Source organism: Aeromonas sp. MR19 (assembly GCF_963899305.1).
Classification (GTDB): domain Bacteria; phylum Pseudomonadota; class Gammaproteobacteria; order Enterobacterales; family Aeromonadaceae; genus Aeromonas; species Aeromonas bestiarum.
Genome location: NZ_CAWQWZ010000021.1, coordinates 278,140 through 294,105, shown reverse-complemented (window position 1 = coordinate 294,105; position 15,966 = coordinate 278,140). Strand labels below are relative to the sequence as shown.

Sequence of the window (15,966 nt, the reverse complement as noted above, 5' to 3'; positions counted from 1 at the left end):
CTCTCCAGTGTGGGTACTGGATTGATTTTATTGTGAAGATGCGCACTATGCCAGTGCTGCCGGGCCGGAAACGGTCAATAACTGGCATAGTGCTTGTATGGGAGGAGGATCTGCCCCGGCTTGGACTAGAAGAGGTAATTCAACTGCAGGCCGGCCAGCCAGGCATCCCCTTCCGAGGTACCCTGGAAGGTGGAGGTAGTCTGCGGGATCCCGGGTTTCAGCTGCATGGTTTCGGTCACATCCACCTTCTTGCCATCGATCAGGGTCAGGCCCAGATCCAGCGAGAGGTTGCGGTCGATCTGGTAACCCACCCCGGCGCTGTACCAGACCCGATCAGAGTCAGGGATGGAGATGGTGCGGCGATCCGCCGGCACCGGACTGCGGTCATAGGCCAGGCCGGAGCGCAGTTGCCATTGCGGTGCCAGCTGATAGGTCAGGCCCAGGGCGTAGCGCCAGCTGTCTTCCCAGTGCTCGTCTTTGATGTGCATGACACCGTGGTGGTCGAGCTCGGATTCGAGCTGCACGAACTTGCTCCAGTTGGTCCAGTTGATGCTTGAGTGCAGCGCCAGGCTGGGTGTCAGCTGGTGGAACAGCGCCAGCTCGGCGGTGGCGGGCAGGGGCAGCTCCAGGCTGCCGGTATCGGTAAATGGCTGACCATTTTGATCGATGCCGATGGCATCGCCAGAGAGCTTCAGGGTCACGTCGTGGCGGTAGGAGAGGCCGATACGCGTCGCGTCCGACAGCTCCAGCAGGGTGCCCAGGTTCCAGCCCATGGCCCAGCCATCCCCCTTCAGGTGCTTGGCGATCTTGTTGTTGGAGGGGAAGGTACCGCCCACTTCTCCTTCTCCCTGAATGGCGGAGAGGCCGGCACCGACTGACCAGACACGGTTGATGCGATAGGCCAGCGAGGCCCCCAGATCCAGGGTTTTGATGTCGGAGACATTGCCGAAGTGACCGGCATTGTAATTGTCCGGCATCTCGACGCCGAGGCCGTAGTAGGAGGTTGCCGCCAGCCCCAGTCGCCACTGTTCATTGAGCGGTACTATCAGATAGGCATTCGGTACCCAGGCATCATCGGCAATGTCGTGGGCACTCGCATCCAGCGTGACGGGCCCGATGGCGGTGGGCACCCGGGTGATCCCTTCGATGTTGACGTCGGGGCGCACATAGATGAAGCCGCCGGAGAAGGCCATGCGATCGAAACGGGTCATGGCGGCGGCGTTGCGGGAGAGCACGCTGGCATTGTCGGCGATGGCGGCCTCGCCTGCGAAGGCGCGGCCCATGCCGGTGGCGGATTGTTCGGCCAGCTGGAAACCTGCCGCCTGGGCCTGGCTTGACAGCACCAGCAGGGCGATGAGAGACGGCTTCATGATGGAGTGCATTGAATGGTCCTTGAAAGTGAACTCGGTGTTCAATCTGTCTTATGGTTGGGTGCAGGATTTTATATGGTATGACCAGTAAGGCAACGGCAGGGGAGCCGTGGGGAGAAAAACAAGATTAAATGCTGAGAGATAGGGGGCTAATAGCTTGATAAAAAAGGAAAAGTGTACAGCTGTTTGCTACAGCTGTACGCTGAAAATGGAATTTGGCATAAAAAAAGAGCGCCCGCAGGCGCTCTTGTCGATAGGCTGATGATCAGAATTTCATGTTGAACTGAGCGGAGGCGAGGAAGGCGTTGCCGTGGGAGGTGCCTTTCCAGCGCAGCGCTTCATTGCTTTCAACCAGCTTCTCGTTGACGTCAACTTTCTTGCCGTCCAGATAGGCCATGCCGAAGTCGACGCTCATGTCCTTGTCGATGTGGTAGGTGGCACCGGCGCTGTACCATACGCGATCGGAATCCGGGATGCTCAGGCTGCGGTATTCCGGCTCGATCGGGGTCTTGTCGTAGGCGAAGCCGATACGCGCTTCCCATGATGGGTTGACGTACCAGGTACCGCCCAGGGAGTAACGGGTGGAGTCCTTGAACTTCTCCGGCTTGTACAGGCAGACGCCAGCGCCGTCGGTGCTCTTGCACTGGTCGCTGGTGGCCTTGAGCTCCTGGAAGGCGCTCCAGTCGGTCCAGTTGACGGAGTAGTGAACGGCAAATTGCTGGTTCAGACGGTGGTAACCGGCGAACTCGGCCTGAGCCGGCAGATCCAGCGGCAGTTCGCCACTGACGGTCTTGAAGCCGGAGGAGGTGCCCTGATAGTCACCCTTGAACTTCAGATCTACCTGGGAGCGATAGGTCAGCGCGAAACGGTTGTTCTCGTTCACCTCATACATGGTGCCCACGTTCCAGCCGTAACCCCAGTCATCTCCTTTCAGGTGGCTGACGATGGTGTCCTTGCCGATACCCGGCACGCCACTAAGCGGCGGTACGGCGGCCAGTACACCGGCGCGGCGGTTCAATTCAGCCTTGGCATACACCAGGTTCAGACCGGCACCGAAGCTGAAGTGCTGGTTGACGCGGTAGGCGATGTTCGGGTTGATATTGAAGGTCAGCAGTTCTGTGTTGCCGGCAACTGAGCCCCCGTTGAAGTTGTCGGAGTACTCGGTGGCCAGACCGTAGTTGGAGAACATGCCGATGCCCCAGGCCCACTGGTCGTTCAGCGGCTGGATGAAGTAGGTAGCAGGCACGAAGGCGCTCGGTGCGATACCGCTTTCGCTGGCGCTTGCCAACTTGGTGGAGCCGGCATAGATATCACCATTTACATCCACGTCCGGCTTGATATAGGTGCCGGAGACGGAGAGTGCCATCTTGTCAAAGCGGGTCATGGCTGCCGGGTTGCGGGACAACACGGAGGCGTTGTCCGCCACGGCGGCTTCCCCTGCATACGCGCGACCCAGACCGGAGGCTGAGTGTTCGTTCAACTGGAACGCGGCGGCGAAGGTTTGGGTACTGGCCAGGGTGACGGCGGCAGCGATCAGGCTCTTTTTGAAAAAGGCAGTTGTCATAGTGTTCTCTCTTGTAGGCAGATTTTCTGTCAGCATCAGGGCTTTTTTGCCACCGTATACGACAAGATCTGTTGTTATTTCAGCTTCTTCCCATTCAATTCTGGCGTGATTCTATGGATCTGGTAGGAGGTAAGAAATCAGACCAGTGACAGCAGAATACATAAAAGTGTCTATTGTGTTAATCATTTGTTTTAACTTGGCGTTTAAATAGTCTCTTTTGCCACTTATTGAGTGAAATCTGAGCGTTAAGGATGATCTGCGTCACAAAAATAATTTTGACCATTTGCGGTGATTGGGCGGCAAATGAGTGAGGATTGTGGTGGGAATGGAGAGGAACGGGCAGACAACCGGATTGTCTGCCCGTGCAGTTGACTCTATGCGGTGCGAGTCAGGATTGGGTTAACCCCTGTTAAATCGACCAGTGCAGACGGGATTCCAGCGCCTGCGCCACCGGATCCAGCGGCTCCTGCATGTCGCCGATCAACACCATGTTGGCCCCCTTGAGTTGCACTATCTCCCCCTTGAGCTGGCCATCTTCGAAAGTGGGCTGCAGGGTGAGCGGCACATGCTTGGGCACCAGGAACAGGGTCACGGGCCCCATCTTGCCCTGGAACACCATGTGCAGCGCCGGTCCCTGGTAGAAGGCACAGTGATTGACGTAGGTGACCTTCAGGCCCTGCATGCCCATCAGGGTGGCGCCGTATTTCTCCATCTTGGCGTTGATGGTGCGCAGGCTCACCTTCTCATCTACATCCTTGATGAAGGGTTCCTCACCGTAGACGTGGGCCATGGCGACCTGGGCGAGGGAGAGTTCAGCGGGCGGTGTCAGCGGCCAGCTGAGCCAGCGGGTGCTCATGCCGAGCAGGAAGGCGACCGAAGCTGCCATGGCCAGCGGACGCCAGTGGCTGCGCGGGCGCACCGGCAGGGGAACCCGGCTTTCCTGCTCGGCCTCCAGCGCCTGTCTGAGCAGGAGGCGCTCGGCCAGCCCGGCCGGTACCTCGACCTCCAGCGCCTGATGCAGGCGACGATCCAGTTGCTTCATCTCGTCCAGATGCTTGCGATTGGCGGGGGAGGCCTGCGCCGCGTCGACAAAGGCGGGATCATGCTCCAGCGGATGGGCGATGGCCCGACGGCGAAATTCCAGCTCATCCATTGGTGTGTCCTCTCTGTTGTGTCGCTGACTCCATGGCCTCTTTGATCTGGTTGCGGGCCCGAAACAGGCGAGTCATGACGGTGTTCTTGTTCAATCCCAGTTGCGCCGCTATCTCGTCGCCGCTGAAGCCCCCCAGCACCTGCAACAGCAGGGGCTCCTGATACTCGGCGGGCAGGCGGGCTATGTGGCGTCTGAGCCACTCGTTCTCCATCTCCTGCTCGTTGTGCAAGGCATCCGGATCGCTTTGGGGATGCTCGTCGAGATCGATGAGATCGAACTGCTTGCGCTCGAACCTGCGGGCATTTTCCCGTCGCAATATGGTGATGAGCCAGGCCTTGGCGGCCTTGTCATCGAGCAGCGAGTCTATGCCCTTCCAGGCGCGCAGGAAGGTCTCCTGCACCAGATCCTCCGCCACCTGCGGATCCCGGCACAGCCAGTAGGCGTAGCGATAAATGTCCCCGTGCAGGGCATGCACCAGGGCTTCGTATTTGGTCTGTTTGTCTGCCATGTCTCCATAGACCGGGGAAGCCGTGGGATCCTTTCCGACCGTGGCACCTTTTTTTCTGAAAAAACCTAACGCCATCGCTGGGCTTCCTTTTTATATGGGGTCCTCAAGGGTCAGTGACCCAGGCGGGCCAGTTGCCTGATGCCATAGGCTATCGCAAAAGTTTCATACGCGCATAGCGGGCCGGCGAGGCCTTGCCATGGGCGCTGATGGTCGGCGAGGGTAGCCTGGGTAGCAAAACAGGCGCGATCCAGCGCGGCGAGTCCGGCGGCAAGCGCAGGGGCATGGCGACAGGGCAAGCCGGTGAGGTGCGTATGGCGCCTTGGCCAGCGCTGGCTGGCCCATGCCAGCAGGGCCGCTCTGGCGTGGTTCGCATCCTCGCGCCGCAGTGCCTGCTGCAAGCGATAGAAGGCGTGCCAGCGTGGCCACCCTTGCCAGAGAGCCCGCAGCAGCAGGGCCCAGATCGCCCAGTGAAGGCTCTCATGGTTTGGTTCTGTGAAGGCTTCCTGTGCCTGTGCGCCCGCCTCTATGCGCAGCGGGGTGGCGGGCAGGCGGGCGTATTCGATGCGCCCGCTCCGGGTGTTGAACCAGGGCAGGGTGATGGCCGGCAGCAGGTAGTCGCCTGGCGCCGTGGCCGTCAGGGCCTGGCGCCACTGGCGCTCGAAGCGCAGCGCCCCCTTGGCGAGAAAGCGCTCCTGCTGCTGTTCCCCATCCGGTCTTGCCTGCATGCCGGCGGGCAGGGCCACGGGCCCGGTGAGTCCGGGCAGGGTGAGCCGGTTGCCATCGCCGCCCTCCATTACCAGCGTCAGGGTGCGGATCACAGGCTCGCCCTCCCTGGCACCCGAGGCTGGGCTCAACTGCTGGCTCAGAGTCAGCTGGCTGGCCACGGGTTGCTGCGGCGCCTGATCGATTTTCACAAACAGGGTGGCCGCTCTGGCCGAGAGGGGGTCACTGGTGCCGTTATCCTGGGGAAGACGGCCCTGAAAGCGCGGCGACACCAGCGGATGCAGCCCGGGCTCCCTGGCCTGCAGCAGCCAGTTGCGGGTCAGCCGACCCGGCAATCCCGCCCCCGCCGGAGCCTGCCACTGATCGTTGCCCAGGCGGCGGATGGTGAAAGCGTCGCTGGCCGGCTCTGTGAGGTTGGGGGCCTCCATGTTGGCGGGCAGCCAGAGGCTGAGCTGATAGATGAAGGGCTGGCCCGGATAGAGCGGCCCCTGATGCAGCACCCTGGCCTGCAGCTCTATGGGGGAGATGGGCTGGCTGGGTTGCGCTGCCAGCGTGCCCGCCTGGCTGCGCTTTGGCAGGGGCAAGGCCGGGGTCTGCTCCGGCCCAAGTGACAGGGAGGGCACGACCCCGGGGCCCGTATCCAGAGTGTGCAGCGGGATCTGCCAGCGGGTCAGGCTGTGCACGGGAGTGGTGACCCGGCTCATGGTCACCTTGCCCACCGCGAACTGGCGCAGCAGGGGAGCAATGGCGAGTTCATTGCTCTGGCGCTCCCCGTCCGCCTCTATGATCAGCAGCCAGTCACGGCTGTCGGCCCCCGGCAACAGCTCGGCCCTGGGCGGCGCGGCCAGGGCCGGGGTTGACAGCAGGCAGAGCAGCAGCCAGCAAGACAGCCCATGCAGCAGAGGATTGCTCTTCACCAGATGTCATCCCCTTTCAGCGCTGAAGGCCAGGCGCCTTTTACCTCTTCTTTGATCTGCTGGCGACGCTGGGCCTCCTTGCGCAGCCGCTGCTCCAGCAGCACCACAGGGGGGGCTGGCGGCAGCGGCGCGTCCGGGGTGGCGGCCTGCTCGGGGGCGTCGATGGGCTTGGGATCCTGCGCTGCCGGGCTGGCCTGGGGCGGCTGGGCCCGCAGCAGGGCGAGGTTGTAGAGCGCATCCTGGTGGCCCGGCTCCAACGCCAGCGCCGCCAGATAGGCTTGCTCGGCGGCGACCAGATCCCCGAGCTGCACCAGCGCGTTGCCCCGGTTGTAGTGGGCGGTGGCACTGTTCGCACTGGCGTAGGCGGTGACGGCCCGGGCGTAGTCACCGGCTCTGTACCAGGCATTCCCCTGCCAGACGGGGTCCTGGAAGCGGCGAGCCGCCGCCAGATAGTGCCCCTGCTGGAACGCTTGCCAGGCCTGGCTCTCCTGTGCGGAGAACGCAGGGGCTGGGCTGGCCTGCGAGGGAGGTGGGGTGAAAAGACCCGCGCCTGCGACCAGCAGAAGCAGCCAGAGCGTGCCGACGCGAGCCAGCAGGGCGAGCGGCAGCAGGGGCAGCAGCAACCAGGGGCCGAGATCCCGCGACTGATGGGCCGTCAGCGTCTGGCTCATGGGCAGGGGCGCAAAGCGTGGCAGCCCGGCCTGTAGCCATTGCAACTGACCGCCAAGCTCGCTGGCAAGTTGTTGCATGGTTGCCACATCGGGGGCGGGCAGCTCGCGGCCGAAGGGGGCGCCAACGCCTTGTACCTCGCTGGCGGCCGGCGGCAGCCTGCTGATCTTGCCGCCGTTGGCGAGCAGTATGTCGAGACGGGGCGCCGCCCGCTCATGACAAAACAGGCTGCCCTGACAGGGCCAGAGCGCACGGATCCGGTCTGCCTGCCTCGCCGAGAGACCGTCGGTGACCAGCAGCAGGCGTGCCTGCTGGCCCGGGGGGACTTGGCCGAGCGCCAGCGCCACGGCGCGCTCGGGCGCACTCCCTTGTTTGGGCATGATGGCCGGGCGCAGGTCGGGCAACAGCAGCGCCATGGCCTGGTGATCCCGGGTGGCGGGCATGGCGAGGTAGGCATCGCCGGCAAACAGTATGAGGGCGATGGGGCGTCCCTCCTGGTTCGAGCGGGCCTCGGCCAGCATATCCTGCAGCAGTACTCGCACCCGGGTGGCCCTGTCCGGCAGCAGATCGGTGGCCAGCATGGAGCGAGAGAGATCCAGCAACCAGATGTCGAGGGCCGGCGTTGGTATGGCATGGCTCTGCTGGCGCAGGGCGGGGCCGCTGAGGGCCAGTATGACGGGCAGGCCCGCCAGCCAGAGCCAGGGCAGGGTACGTCGGCGGCCCGGCAGCAGGTAGGCCTGCATGGCGGGGGCGAGCAGCTGTGGCTGGCGGCGGCGACGCCAGCCCTGCCACAGCCAGGGCAGCAGGGCCAGCAGCCAGAGCGGGCGCAACAGGATCAGCTCCATGACGGCCATGCCTGGCAGGGGGGCTTAATCATGAGCCTGCTCCCGTGGCGGTCGCAAGCGCAGACGCAAGGAGCGGGGCCAGCGCAGCCGGGCGGGCCAGATCAGCAGCAGCCAGGCCAATGCCAGCGGCCAGGGGTAGAGCTCCACGTTTGGCCGATAGCGGGTGTGGGGCGTGGCGACGGGCTCCAGGGTATCCAGGGTCTGGTTGATGGCAGCGAGATCGCTTTGGGTGCGGGCGCGGAAATAGCGGCCATGGCCCACCTTGGCCAGCTGTTGCAGCAGGGCCTCGTCCAGCTCGGCGCTGGGATCGCTCTGTGCCGGAGCCAGTGCCGGGGCCATTGCCTCGGCGAAGGTATCGGGATCGGCCCCCACCCCCAGGGTATAGAGGGTCATGCCGCTGGCGGCGGCCCGTTTGGCCTCGCTCAGGGGATCGGCGCTGCCCGCCGTGTTGCGCCCGTCGGTGACCAGCAGCAGGGCGGTGGGACGCTTGGGGTCGGCGTGCTGGCGAGCCAGCAGTATGGCTTCCCCCAGTGCCGTGGTGCGGCCCACCAGATCGAAGTCCAGCTCGCGGGCCAGGGTGAGCAGGGCCTGGGTCTCCTGGGTCAGGGGCGAGAGCAGGTAGGCGTGATCGGCGAAGACGATGAGGGCGATGCGATCGCCGGGGCGCGCCTGGATCAGCTGACTTATCTGCTGGCGCACCGCACTGAGCCTGTCCCGCTGCTCCCCCTCATCCAGCATGTCCTGGGTGCGCATGCTGTCGGAGAGATCCACCGCCAGGATCAGATCCCGGCTGCTCTGGTAACTGACGATGGGCGGCTCTTGCCATTGGGGACGACACAGCGCCAGCACCAGGGCGCACCAGCACAGGGCCATGCGCCACAGTGGCTGGCCGGCATGGGCACGCAACAGAGGAAAGCCGTCGTGTGCCAGCGCAGTGCCGTTGTGCGGGTCGGTTGAACGTGGCGGCAGGCCGAAGCGCACCAGGAGTGGCAGCGCCAGGGTCAGCGCAAACCAGGGCCAGGCGAGGATCATGACGATCTCCCGGTCCTGATGCGCAGGCGCGTCAGGCTCTGTTGCCAGCGGCGTCTGAGAGCTATCACCCCAGGTGGCAGGCAGCAGCAGGCTCGCCCCCAGCTGAGGTAGGCGCGGCGCAGCGCCTCGCACTGGCGGGCATCCGGTATCCCCTGGCCGTAGAGCCAGTGTGGCCAGAGGGCCGCAAATTCACGGAACTGGCTGCCGCCCTGTCTGTCCAGAAACGCGAGCCAGGCTTCTCCTTGCAAGGTGCGCGCCTCGGGCCAGCGGCCAAGGGCGGCCTCGCGCAGCACTGCCTGCAATCTGGGTACCAGCTCGGGCGCCTCCCAGTCGATTTGTCGCTGCCAGCGGCGATAGCGCAGCAGGCTGAGCAGGGCTGCACCGATCAGCGCCCCCATCAGCAGCATGATCAGCAGCGCCCACCAGCCCTGAAGGCGGGGATCCGCTGCCTGGGTCAACATGGGGCCAGGATGGATATCGCGCAGCTGCGCCACCAGCACAGACATGGGGGGCGCGCTTGAGACGGCGGCGAGCAGGCTCAGAACTGGCGACATGCGCCCTCCTGCCACTGACGCTGCAGCGGCTGGCCGTTGTCGAGCCGGTAGAGACGCTGCACCAGCGGCAGCAGTTGCTGATGGCACTGCCTGGCCAGCCGCTCGGCCGCCCGCTGGTAGCGGTGGGCAAAGCCGGGCTGAGTGGCATCGAGCCAGCCGCGCTGTCTGCCCGCCTGCACCGCCAGTCGTCCCTGCGCGGGCAGGCCTGCCTCCAGTGGATCCCGGATCTGCCAGCAGTGGATGTCGTGGCGGCGACCGAGCAGTTGCAACTGCTGGCGGAGGGCCTCATCGCAGGGCTGGTGATCCGTGATGATCGTCAACCTGGCGCCGTGGGGCAGGGTGAGCCGAGCCAGAGTCCGCGCCAGCGAGTGCGGCAGGGGCGCACGATCCAGCCCCTGGTCGTAGTGGTGGCAAAGGGCCTCCAGCAAGGGTACCAGGGAGCCGCGCTGGGGCTGGACATGGCACTCAACACCGTGGCAGATCAGGGTGTTGGCCTGTTTCTCACCCTGCCACAAGAGGGCTGCTGCCAGCTCGCAGCCCAGGCGGGCCTTGAGTTGCAGCTGTGAGCCGAAGTACATGGCGGGGGAGAGATCGAGCAGCAGCCAGTGGGCCTGATCCTGCTCCTCGCTGTAGAGCCTGGTGTAGGGGCGACCGAGCCGGGCTGTGACCCGCCAGTCGATGTGGCGCACCTCATCCCCCGCCTGATAGGCGCGCAGCTCGCGAAAGGTGAGCCCCGGCATGCGGCCAAGCCTGCCCTGCTGGGCCGGTTGGACCCGCGCCCTCGGCCCCTGTCTCGCCCACAGCCGGATGGCCAGCAACTGGGCCAGGGTGAGGGCAATAGCGGGATGCGCGCGGGGATCCGGCTGGGGAGTCAAGGGCACGGTATCGCGTCCAGCAGCCGGGCGATCAGGGTGTCGTTGTCCAGGTTGTCTGCCAGCGCCTGATAGCTGGGAATGAGGCGGTGGCGCAGTATGGCCGGCGCCAGCTGTTGTATGTCCTCCGGCAGCACGAAGTCCCGTCCGGCGAGCCAGGCCTGGGCACGGGCGGCGCGGGCCAGGCCTATGCTGGCCCTGGGGCTGGCCCCCACGGCGATGAGGGGCTCAAGCTCGGGGCACAGGCCGCTGCCCGGGCGGGTGGCGCACACCAGTTGCACCAGATAGTGTTCGAGCCGCCCCTGCATCTGGACTGCCTGTACCGCCGAGCGGGCCGCCAGCAGGTCGGCCTGGCTCAGGGTGACCGGCGGTGGCGTCAGCTGTTCGCCCCGGGCGTTGAGCTGGAGGATAGCCAGCTCCATGGCGGGGCTGGGGTAATCTACCAGCAGCTTGAGCAGGAAGCGGTCGAGTTGGGCCTCCGGCAACGGGTAGGTCCCCTCCTGTTCTATCGGATTTTGCGTGGCCGCCACCATAAACAGCGGTGGCAGGCGCCAGCTCTTCTTGCCCACCGTGATCTGGTGCTCGGCCATGGCCTCCAGCAGCGCGGATTGCACCTTGGCGGGGGCCCGGTTGATCTCGTCCGCCAGCACCAGGTGGTTGAACAATGGGCCGGGCTGGAACACGAAGCTCGCATCCTGGGGATGAAACACCTCGCTGCCGGTGAGATCGGCAGGCAGCAGGTCGGGGGTAAACTGGATGCGGGCGAAGCGCCCCTCCACGGCACCGGCCAGCGCCTTGACGGCGCGGGTCTTGGCAAGACCGGGGGCCCCTTCGATTAACACATGTCCTTCACATAGCAGGGCGATCAGCAGCCCCTCTATCAGTGCTCCCTGTCCCAGAATCTGACTGCCAAGATAGTCCCCAAGCGCTCTGAACTCGGCCGCTGCCATGTGATGAACCCGTTGTTTTTATGGAGGTTGATCTTTTTATACTCCAGTTGGCCCCCGAGGGCGAGGGAGGGGGCAAAGATGGGGGCAATTTAGTTTCAATCAGCCGTATGAAATTTGTGAGTGGATTGTTAAGATGTGGCCCAATGAGGTCAGACCTCTGCCTTTTAACCCAAGGAGCCAGGATGAAACAGCCATTGAAACTGACGACTCGCCAGGGCGAACGGATTGCCGTCGTGGCGGGTCTGCGTACCCCCTTTGCCAAGCAGGCCACCGCCTTTCACGGCGTGCCCGCAGTGGATCTCGGCAAGCTGGTGGTGAGTGAACTGCTCGCCCGTACCGATCTCGATCCCGCACTCATCGACCAGCTGGTGTTCGGCCAGGTGGTACAGATGCCGGAAGCGCCCAACATAGCCCGTGAAATCGTGCTCGGCACCGGCATGAGCGTCACCACGGATGCCTATAGCGTGTCGCGCGCCTGCGCCACCAGTTTCCAGGCGGTGGCCAACGTCACCGAATCCATCATGGCCGGCACGGTCGACATCGCCATCGCCGGCGGGGCCGATTCCTCCTCAGTGCTGCCCATCGGCGTCAGCAAGACGCTGGCCCGCGCCCTGGTGGATCTCAACAAGGCTCGCAACCTGCAGCAGCGTTTCAATATTCTGCGGGCATTGAGGATCAAGGATCTGATGCCGGTGCCGCCCGCCGTGGCCGAGTATTCCACCGGTCTCTCCATGGGGCAGACCGCCGAGCAGATGGCCAAGAGCCACCAGATCAGCCGCGAGGCGCAAGACGCGCTGGCTCACCGCTCCCACAGCCTGGCGGCGCAAGCCTGGGCCGATGGCAAGCTGAGCGGCGAGGTGTTCACCGCCCACGTGCCCCCCTACAAGTCGCCGCTGGAGCGGGACAACAACATCCGCGAAGCGTCCGATCTGGCGAGCTACGCCAAGCTCAAACCCGTGTTTGACCGGGTGCATGGCACTGTCACCGCCGCCAACGCCACCCCGCTCACCGACGGCGCCGCCGCCGTGTTGCTGATGCGCGAAGGGCGGGCCAAAGAGCTGGGGCTCGAGCCGCTTGGCTATATCCGCAGCTTCGCCTTCTCTGCCATCGATGTCTGGCAGGACATGCTGATGGGCCCCTCCTATGCCACGCCGCTGGCGCTGGACCGCGCCGGCATCACCCTGGCCGATCTGACCCTGATCGACATGCACGAGGCCTTTGCCGCCCAGACCCTGGCCAACCTCAAGATGTTTTCAAGCCTGGAGTTTGCCCGGAGCAAATTGGGTCGGGATCAGGCCATCGGCGAGGTGGACATGGACAAGTTCAACGTGCTCGGTGGCTCCCTGGCCTATGGCCATCCCTTTGCCGCAACCGGTGCGCGCATGATCACCCAGACGCTGCACGAGCTGCGTCGTCGGGGTGGGGGATTGGGGCTTAACACCGCCTGTGCGGCGGGTGGGCTCGGTGTGGCCATGGTGTTGGAGGTAGAGTGATGAGCGAGAAGACTTTTTCCCTGGCGGTGCGCCAGGATGGCATCGGTATCCTCACCATGGATGTGCCGGGCGAGAGCATGAATACCCTGAAGGCCGCCTTCGTGGACGAGATCCGCACCGTGCTGGCCGAGGTGAAGGCCAACAAGGAACTGATCGGTCTGGTGGTGGCCTCCGGCAAGAAGGACTCCTTCATCGCAGGTGCCGACATCAGCATGCTGGCGGCCTGCACCAGTGCCCAGGATGCCCAGACGCTGTCGCGGGAAGGGCAGGTGATTTTTGCCGAGATCGAGTCGTTGGCCATCCCGGTGATCGCCGCCATTCACGGCCCCTGCCTCGGCGGCGGGCTGGAGCTGGCGCTGGCCTGTCATGGCCGGGTGGTGACAGATCACGGCAAAACCGTGCTGGGGCTGCCGGAAGTACAACTGGGTTTGCTGCCGGGCTCCGGCGGGACCCAGCGGCTGCCGCGTCTCATCGGGGTGGCCAAGGCGCTGGATCTGATGCTGACCGGCAAGCAGGTGCGGGCCAAACAGGCCAAAAAACTGGGGCTGGTGGACGATGTGGTGCCGCCCTCCATTCTGCTGGAAGCAGCCATCAAGCTGGCCAAGAAGGGCAAACCCCGCCACGAGCTGAAGCGGGATCTGCAGGGCAAGCTGCTGGAGACCAATGCGCTGGGCCGCAAGGTGCTGTTCGACCAGGCCCGCAAGGGGGTCAAAGCCAAGACCCGCGGCAACTACCCGGCGCCGGAGCGGATCCTCGAGGTGGTACGCATCGGGGTGGAAGAGGGCATGCAGGCCGGCCTCGCAGCCGAGTCCCGCCACTTTGGCGAGCTGGTGATGACGGCGGAATCCGCCGCCCTGCGCTCCATTTTCTTCGCCACCACAGAGATGAAGAAGGAGGTCACCTATCAGGGGGCCGAACCGCGCAAGGTCACCCACGCCGCCGTGCTGGGCGGGGGCCTGATGGGGGGCGGCATCGCCTTCGTCACCGCCACCAAGGCGGGGGTGCCGGTGCGGATCAAGGACGTGGCGAGTGCCGGCATCGGCAATGCCATGCGCTACAGCTACGAGATCCTGGCCAAGAAGCTCAAGCGTCGCCACATCCTGCGCAGCGAGCTGGAGAAGCAGATGAGCCTGCTGTCAGGCACGCTGGACTATTCGGGTTTCCACCGGGTGGACATGGTGGTGGAGGCGGTGTTTGAAGATCTCGCCCTCAAGCATCAGATGGTGAAGGAGGTGGAGCGCGAGTGCGGTGAGCACACAGTGTTTGCCTCCAACACCTCCTCCCTGCCCATCCACCAGATAGCGGCCGGGGCGGCGCACCCAGAGCGGATCGTGGGGCTGCACTACTTCAGCCCGGTGGATAAGATGCCGCTGGCCGAGATCATTCCCCACGCCGGCACCAGCCCCGAGACGGTGGCCACCACGCTGGCGTTTGCCCGTGCCCAGGGCAAGACCCCGATCGTGGTGAAAGACGAGGCCGGTTTCTACGTCAATCGCATCCTGGCGCCCTACATGAACGAGGCGGCACGGCTGGTGCTGGAAGGGGAGCCGGTGGAGGTGCTGGACGGCGCTCTGCTCGATTTCGGCTTCCCGGTCGGTCCCATCACCCTGCTCGACGAGGTGGGGATAGACGTGGGCGCCAAGATCTCGCCCATCCTGGAGAAAGAGCTGGGTGGCGAGCGCTTCCAGGCGCCGGCGGCGTTTGACAAGCTGCTGCAAAACGATCGCAAGGGGCGCAAGAACGGCAAGGGCTTCTACCTCTATGGCAAGGCGGCCAAAGGCAAGAAGAAGGTGGACGAAAGTGTCTACGCCGTGCTGGGCGTCAAGCCTGTGCCCAAGCAATCCCGGATGGAGATTGCCGAACGCTGCGTGCTGATGATGCTCAACGAAGCGGCCATGGCGCTGGACAGCGGCGTGGTGGCCTCGGCCCGTGACGGCGACATAGGCGCCATCTTCGGCATCGGCTTCCCGCCCTTCCTCGGCGGCCCCTTCCGCTACATGGACAGCCTCGGCATAGAACATCTGGTGGGGCGCCTCGAGCACTACCAGAAACGCTACGGTGACCGCTTTGCACCCTGTGAGCGCCTCAAGGCGATGGCGGCGGAGCAGCTGAGCTTCTACTAAGCATCGCACCTTGCCGGTGACGGCAGGGCTGATGTCAAGGAGGCGACCCCAGGGTCGCCTCCTTCGTTTTGCGCGATCCATGCCGTGGGCGGCAGGCACAGTCGGCTGACAACTGGCTGAATTGCGTCCATATTTGTCCTGGCCAAGGGCCAAATTGTTGATCCAGCGCAAAGTAGCCCCCTATTTATTACTTTGGTGGCATAGGACTCAGGCGCTGGTTGGGGTCAAATAGCATCATCAGGAACGGGGGGATAACCCCGTCACGAAAGGGACACCCATTTCACTGGATGAAGGACACATAATGAGTCTGCTTGAACAAACCATCTGGACTGTATTGGGATACGGGGCCATGCCCTTTATCTTCCTGAGCGGGTTTGTGGCGGTGGCAGTGACCTGCTGCTTGCTGCTCAATGCCTTCGGGGTCAAGTCCGCCGAGAAGTGATCCGCTTCTTTCGTTCATACCGCCAAATGCCAGTCTTCGGACTGGCATTTGTTTTTTGAGCCTTTTTCGGCACTTATCCGCGCCGCTCAGGGCAAATGTTTGGCCAAGGTGGTCGAACCGATCGCCGATTTTGATTACACTGGCGCGCAGTTTTTCCACCCCGGATTGACCACTCAAGGTATTCAAGGTTTCTATGGCTCTCAAGGCAACCGTATTCAAGGCTCAACTCAGCCTGTCCGACATGGACCGCCACCAATATCAGGACGTCTCACTGACCCTGGCTCGTCACCCTTCCGAGACCGATGAGCGCATGATGATCCGGCTGGCAGCCTTCGCCTGGCACGCCGCCGAGCGGCTGGAGTTCACCAAGGGGCTCTCTGCCGACGACGAGCCCGAGCTGTGGCGCAAGAACTATTCCGATGAAATCGAGCTCTGGATCGAGCTGGGCCAGCCCGACGAGCGTCGTCTGAAGAAGGCGTGCAACCGCTCCCGCCATGTGGTGCTCTACCTCTACGGTGGCCGTGGTACCAACGTCTGGTGGAAGCAGAATCAGGGCAAGCTCAGCCAGCACGACAACCTCACGGTGATCGAGCTCTCCGACAGCCAGACCCTGCCGCTGACCGCCATGGTGGCGCGCACCATGCACCTCACCTGCACCATCTCCGACGGTCAGCTCTGGGTCAGCAACGGCACGCTGGAAGTGACGCTGGATCCCGTCTTGCTGATGGGGCCAGCCGCCCGCGAACTGTAA

Annotated in this window: 14 protein-coding genes; 4 read left to right on the top strand and 10 right to left on the bottom strand. The window is 64.1% G+C overall.

From position 1 onward, the window contains the following. Positions 1 to 125 precede the first annotated feature (125 nt). The 10 genes from AACQ95_RS14050 to AACQ95_RS14005 all read right to left on the bottom strand — a co-directional run bounded on the left by AACQ95_RS14050 (position 126) and on the right by AACQ95_RS14005 (position 11,157). The gene (locus tag AACQ95_RS14050) at positions 126 to 1,382 is read right to left on the bottom strand and encodes an outer membrane protein transport protein (RefSeq protein WP_241278817.1); all 1,257 of its coding nucleotides are present in this window, start codon (positions 1,380 to 1,382) and stop codon (positions 126 to 128) included. Between the two features lie 253 nt (positions 1,383 to 1,635). Then, positions 1,636 to 2,934, bottom strand: a complete 1,299-nt coding sequence (locus AACQ95_RS14045; protein ID WP_043555597.1) for an outer membrane protein transport protein — start codon at positions 2,932 to 2,934, stop codon at positions 1,636 to 1,638. Between the two features lie 409 nt (positions 2,935 to 3,343). Next, the gene (locus AACQ95_RS14040) at positions 3,344 to 4,087 is read right to left on the bottom strand and encodes a DUF3379 domain-containing protein (protein ID WP_241278816.1); all 744 of its coding nucleotides are present in this window, start codon (positions 4,085 to 4,087) and stop codon (positions 3,344 to 3,346) included. Beyond that, positions 4,080 to 4,670: a sigma-70 family RNA polymerase sigma factor gene (locus AACQ95_RS14035; protein WP_084214051.1), complete on the bottom strand. Its 591-nt coding sequence runs from the start codon at positions 4,668 to 4,670 to the stop codon at positions 4,080 to 4,082. The genes AACQ95_RS14040 and AACQ95_RS14035 overlap by 8 nt, the downstream gene beginning before the upstream one ends. A gap of 35 nt (positions 4,671 to 4,705) precedes the next feature. Then, entirely contained in the window at positions 4,706 to 6,235 is a 1,530-nt protein-coding gene (locus AACQ95_RS14030) for a BatD family protein (protein ID WP_445290535.1), read from the bottom strand. Further along, complete coding sequence (locus tag AACQ95_RS14025) at positions 6,232 to 7,749, bottom strand: VWA domain-containing protein (RefSeq protein ID WP_241278815.1); 1,518 nt, start codon at positions 7,747 to 7,749, stop codon at positions 6,232 to 6,234. Before AACQ95_RS14025 ends, AACQ95_RS14030 begins: the two co-directional genes overlap by 4 nt. A gap of 24 nt (positions 7,750 to 7,773) precedes the next feature. Continuing rightward, positions 7,774 to 8,781, bottom strand: coding sequence for a VWA domain-containing protein (locus AACQ95_RS14020; protein ID WP_241278814.1), 1,008 nt, complete (start codon positions 8,779 to 8,781; stop codon positions 7,774 to 7,776). Continuing rightward, positions 8,778 to 9,335, bottom strand: coding sequence for a DUF4381 domain-containing protein (locus AACQ95_RS14015; protein WP_241278813.1), 558 nt, complete (start codon positions 9,333 to 9,335; stop codon positions 8,778 to 8,780). Before AACQ95_RS14015 ends, AACQ95_RS14020 begins: the two co-directional genes overlap by 4 nt. Then, positions 9,320 to 10,210: a DUF58 domain-containing protein gene (locus AACQ95_RS14010; protein WP_241278850.1), complete on the bottom strand. Its 891-nt coding sequence runs from the start codon at positions 10,208 to 10,210 to the stop codon at positions 9,320 to 9,322. The genes AACQ95_RS14015 and AACQ95_RS14010 overlap by 16 nt, the downstream gene beginning before the upstream one ends. Beyond that, entirely contained in the window at positions 10,207 to 11,157 is a 951-nt protein-coding gene (locus tag AACQ95_RS14005; RefSeq protein WP_103470834.1) for an AAA family ATPase, read from the bottom strand. The genes AACQ95_RS14010 and AACQ95_RS14005 overlap by 4 nt, the downstream gene beginning before the upstream one ends. A gap of 182 nt (positions 11,158 to 11,339) precedes the next feature. Here AACQ95_RS14005 and fadI point away from each other — a divergent pair, with 182 nt between their 5' ends. The 4 genes from fadI to AACQ95_RS13985 all read left to right on the top strand — a co-directional run bounded on the left by fadI (position 11,340) and on the right by AACQ95_RS13985 (position 15,966). Next, complete coding sequence (gene fadI / locus AACQ95_RS14000; RefSeq protein WP_065402336.1) at positions 11,340 to 12,650, top strand: acetyl-CoA C-acyltransferase FadI; 1,311 nt, start codon at positions 11,340 to 11,342, stop codon at positions 12,648 to 12,650. Continuing rightward, positions 12,650 to 14,773 carry a fatty acid oxidation complex subunit alpha FadJ gene (gene fadJ, locus AACQ95_RS13995; RefSeq protein WP_241278812.1) on the top strand — a complete coding sequence of 708 codons (2,124 nt, stop codon included), beginning with the start codon at positions 12,650 to 12,652 and terminating at the stop codon, positions 14,771 to 14,773. Before fadI ends, fadJ begins: the two co-directional genes overlap by 1 nt. Positions 14,774 to 15,074: 301 nt before the next feature. Next, positions 15,075 to 15,215: a TIGR02808 family protein gene (locus AACQ95_RS13990; protein WP_005301193.1), complete on the top strand. Its 141-nt coding sequence runs from the start codon at positions 15,075 to 15,077 to the stop codon at positions 15,213 to 15,215. A 193-nt stretch (positions 15,216 to 15,408) separates the two neighbouring features. Next, entirely contained in the window at positions 15,409 to 15,966 is a 558-nt protein-coding gene (locus tag AACQ95_RS13985) for a YaeQ family protein (protein WP_103470832.1), read from the top strand.

Coding starts and splice junctions, on each gene's coding strand:
- fadI (WP_065402336.1), top strand. CDS start 11,340: ATGAAACAGCCATTGAAACTGACGACTCGCCAGGGCGAACGGATTGCC.
- AACQ95_RS14045 (WP_043555597.1), bottom strand. CDS start 2,934: ATGACAACTGCCTTTTTCAAAAAGAGCCTGATCGCTGCCGCCGTCACC.
- fadJ (WP_241278812.1), top strand. CDS start 12,650: ATGAGCGAGAAGACTTTTTCCCTGGCGGTGCGCCAGGATGGCATCGGT.
- AACQ95_RS13985 (WP_103470832.1), top strand. CDS start 15,409: ATGGCTCTCAAGGCAACCGTATTCAAGGCTCAACTCAGCCTGTCCGAC.
- AACQ95_RS14025 (WP_241278815.1), bottom strand. CDS start 7,749: ATGGAGCTGATCCTGTTGCGCCCGCTCTGGCTGCTGGCCCTGCTGCCC.
- AACQ95_RS14015 (WP_241278813.1), bottom strand. CDS start 9,335: ATGTCGCCAGTTCTGAGCCTGCTCGCCGCCGTCTCAAGCGCGCCCCCC.
- AACQ95_RS14050 (WP_241278817.1), bottom strand. CDS start 1,382: ATGCACTCCATCATGAAGCCGTCTCTCATCGCCCTGCTGGTGCTGTCA.
- AACQ95_RS14020 (WP_241278814.1), bottom strand. CDS start 8,781: ATGATCCTCGCCTGGCCCTGGTTTGCGCTGACCCTGGCGCTGCCACTC.
- AACQ95_RS14040 (WP_241278816.1), bottom strand. CDS start 4,087: ATGGATGAGCTGGAATTTCGCCGTCGGGCCATCGCCCATCCGCTGGAG.
- AACQ95_RS13990 (WP_005301193.1), top strand. CDS start 15,075: ATGAGTCTGCTTGAACAAACCATCTGGACTGTATTGGGATACGGGGCC.
- AACQ95_RS14005 (WP_103470834.1), bottom strand. CDS start 11,157: ATGGCAGCGGCCGAGTTCAGAGCGCTTGGGGACTATCTTGGCAGTCAG.
- AACQ95_RS14035 (WP_084214051.1), bottom strand. CDS start 4,670: ATGGCGTTAGGTTTTTTCAGAAAAAAAGGTGCCACGGTCGGAAAGGAT.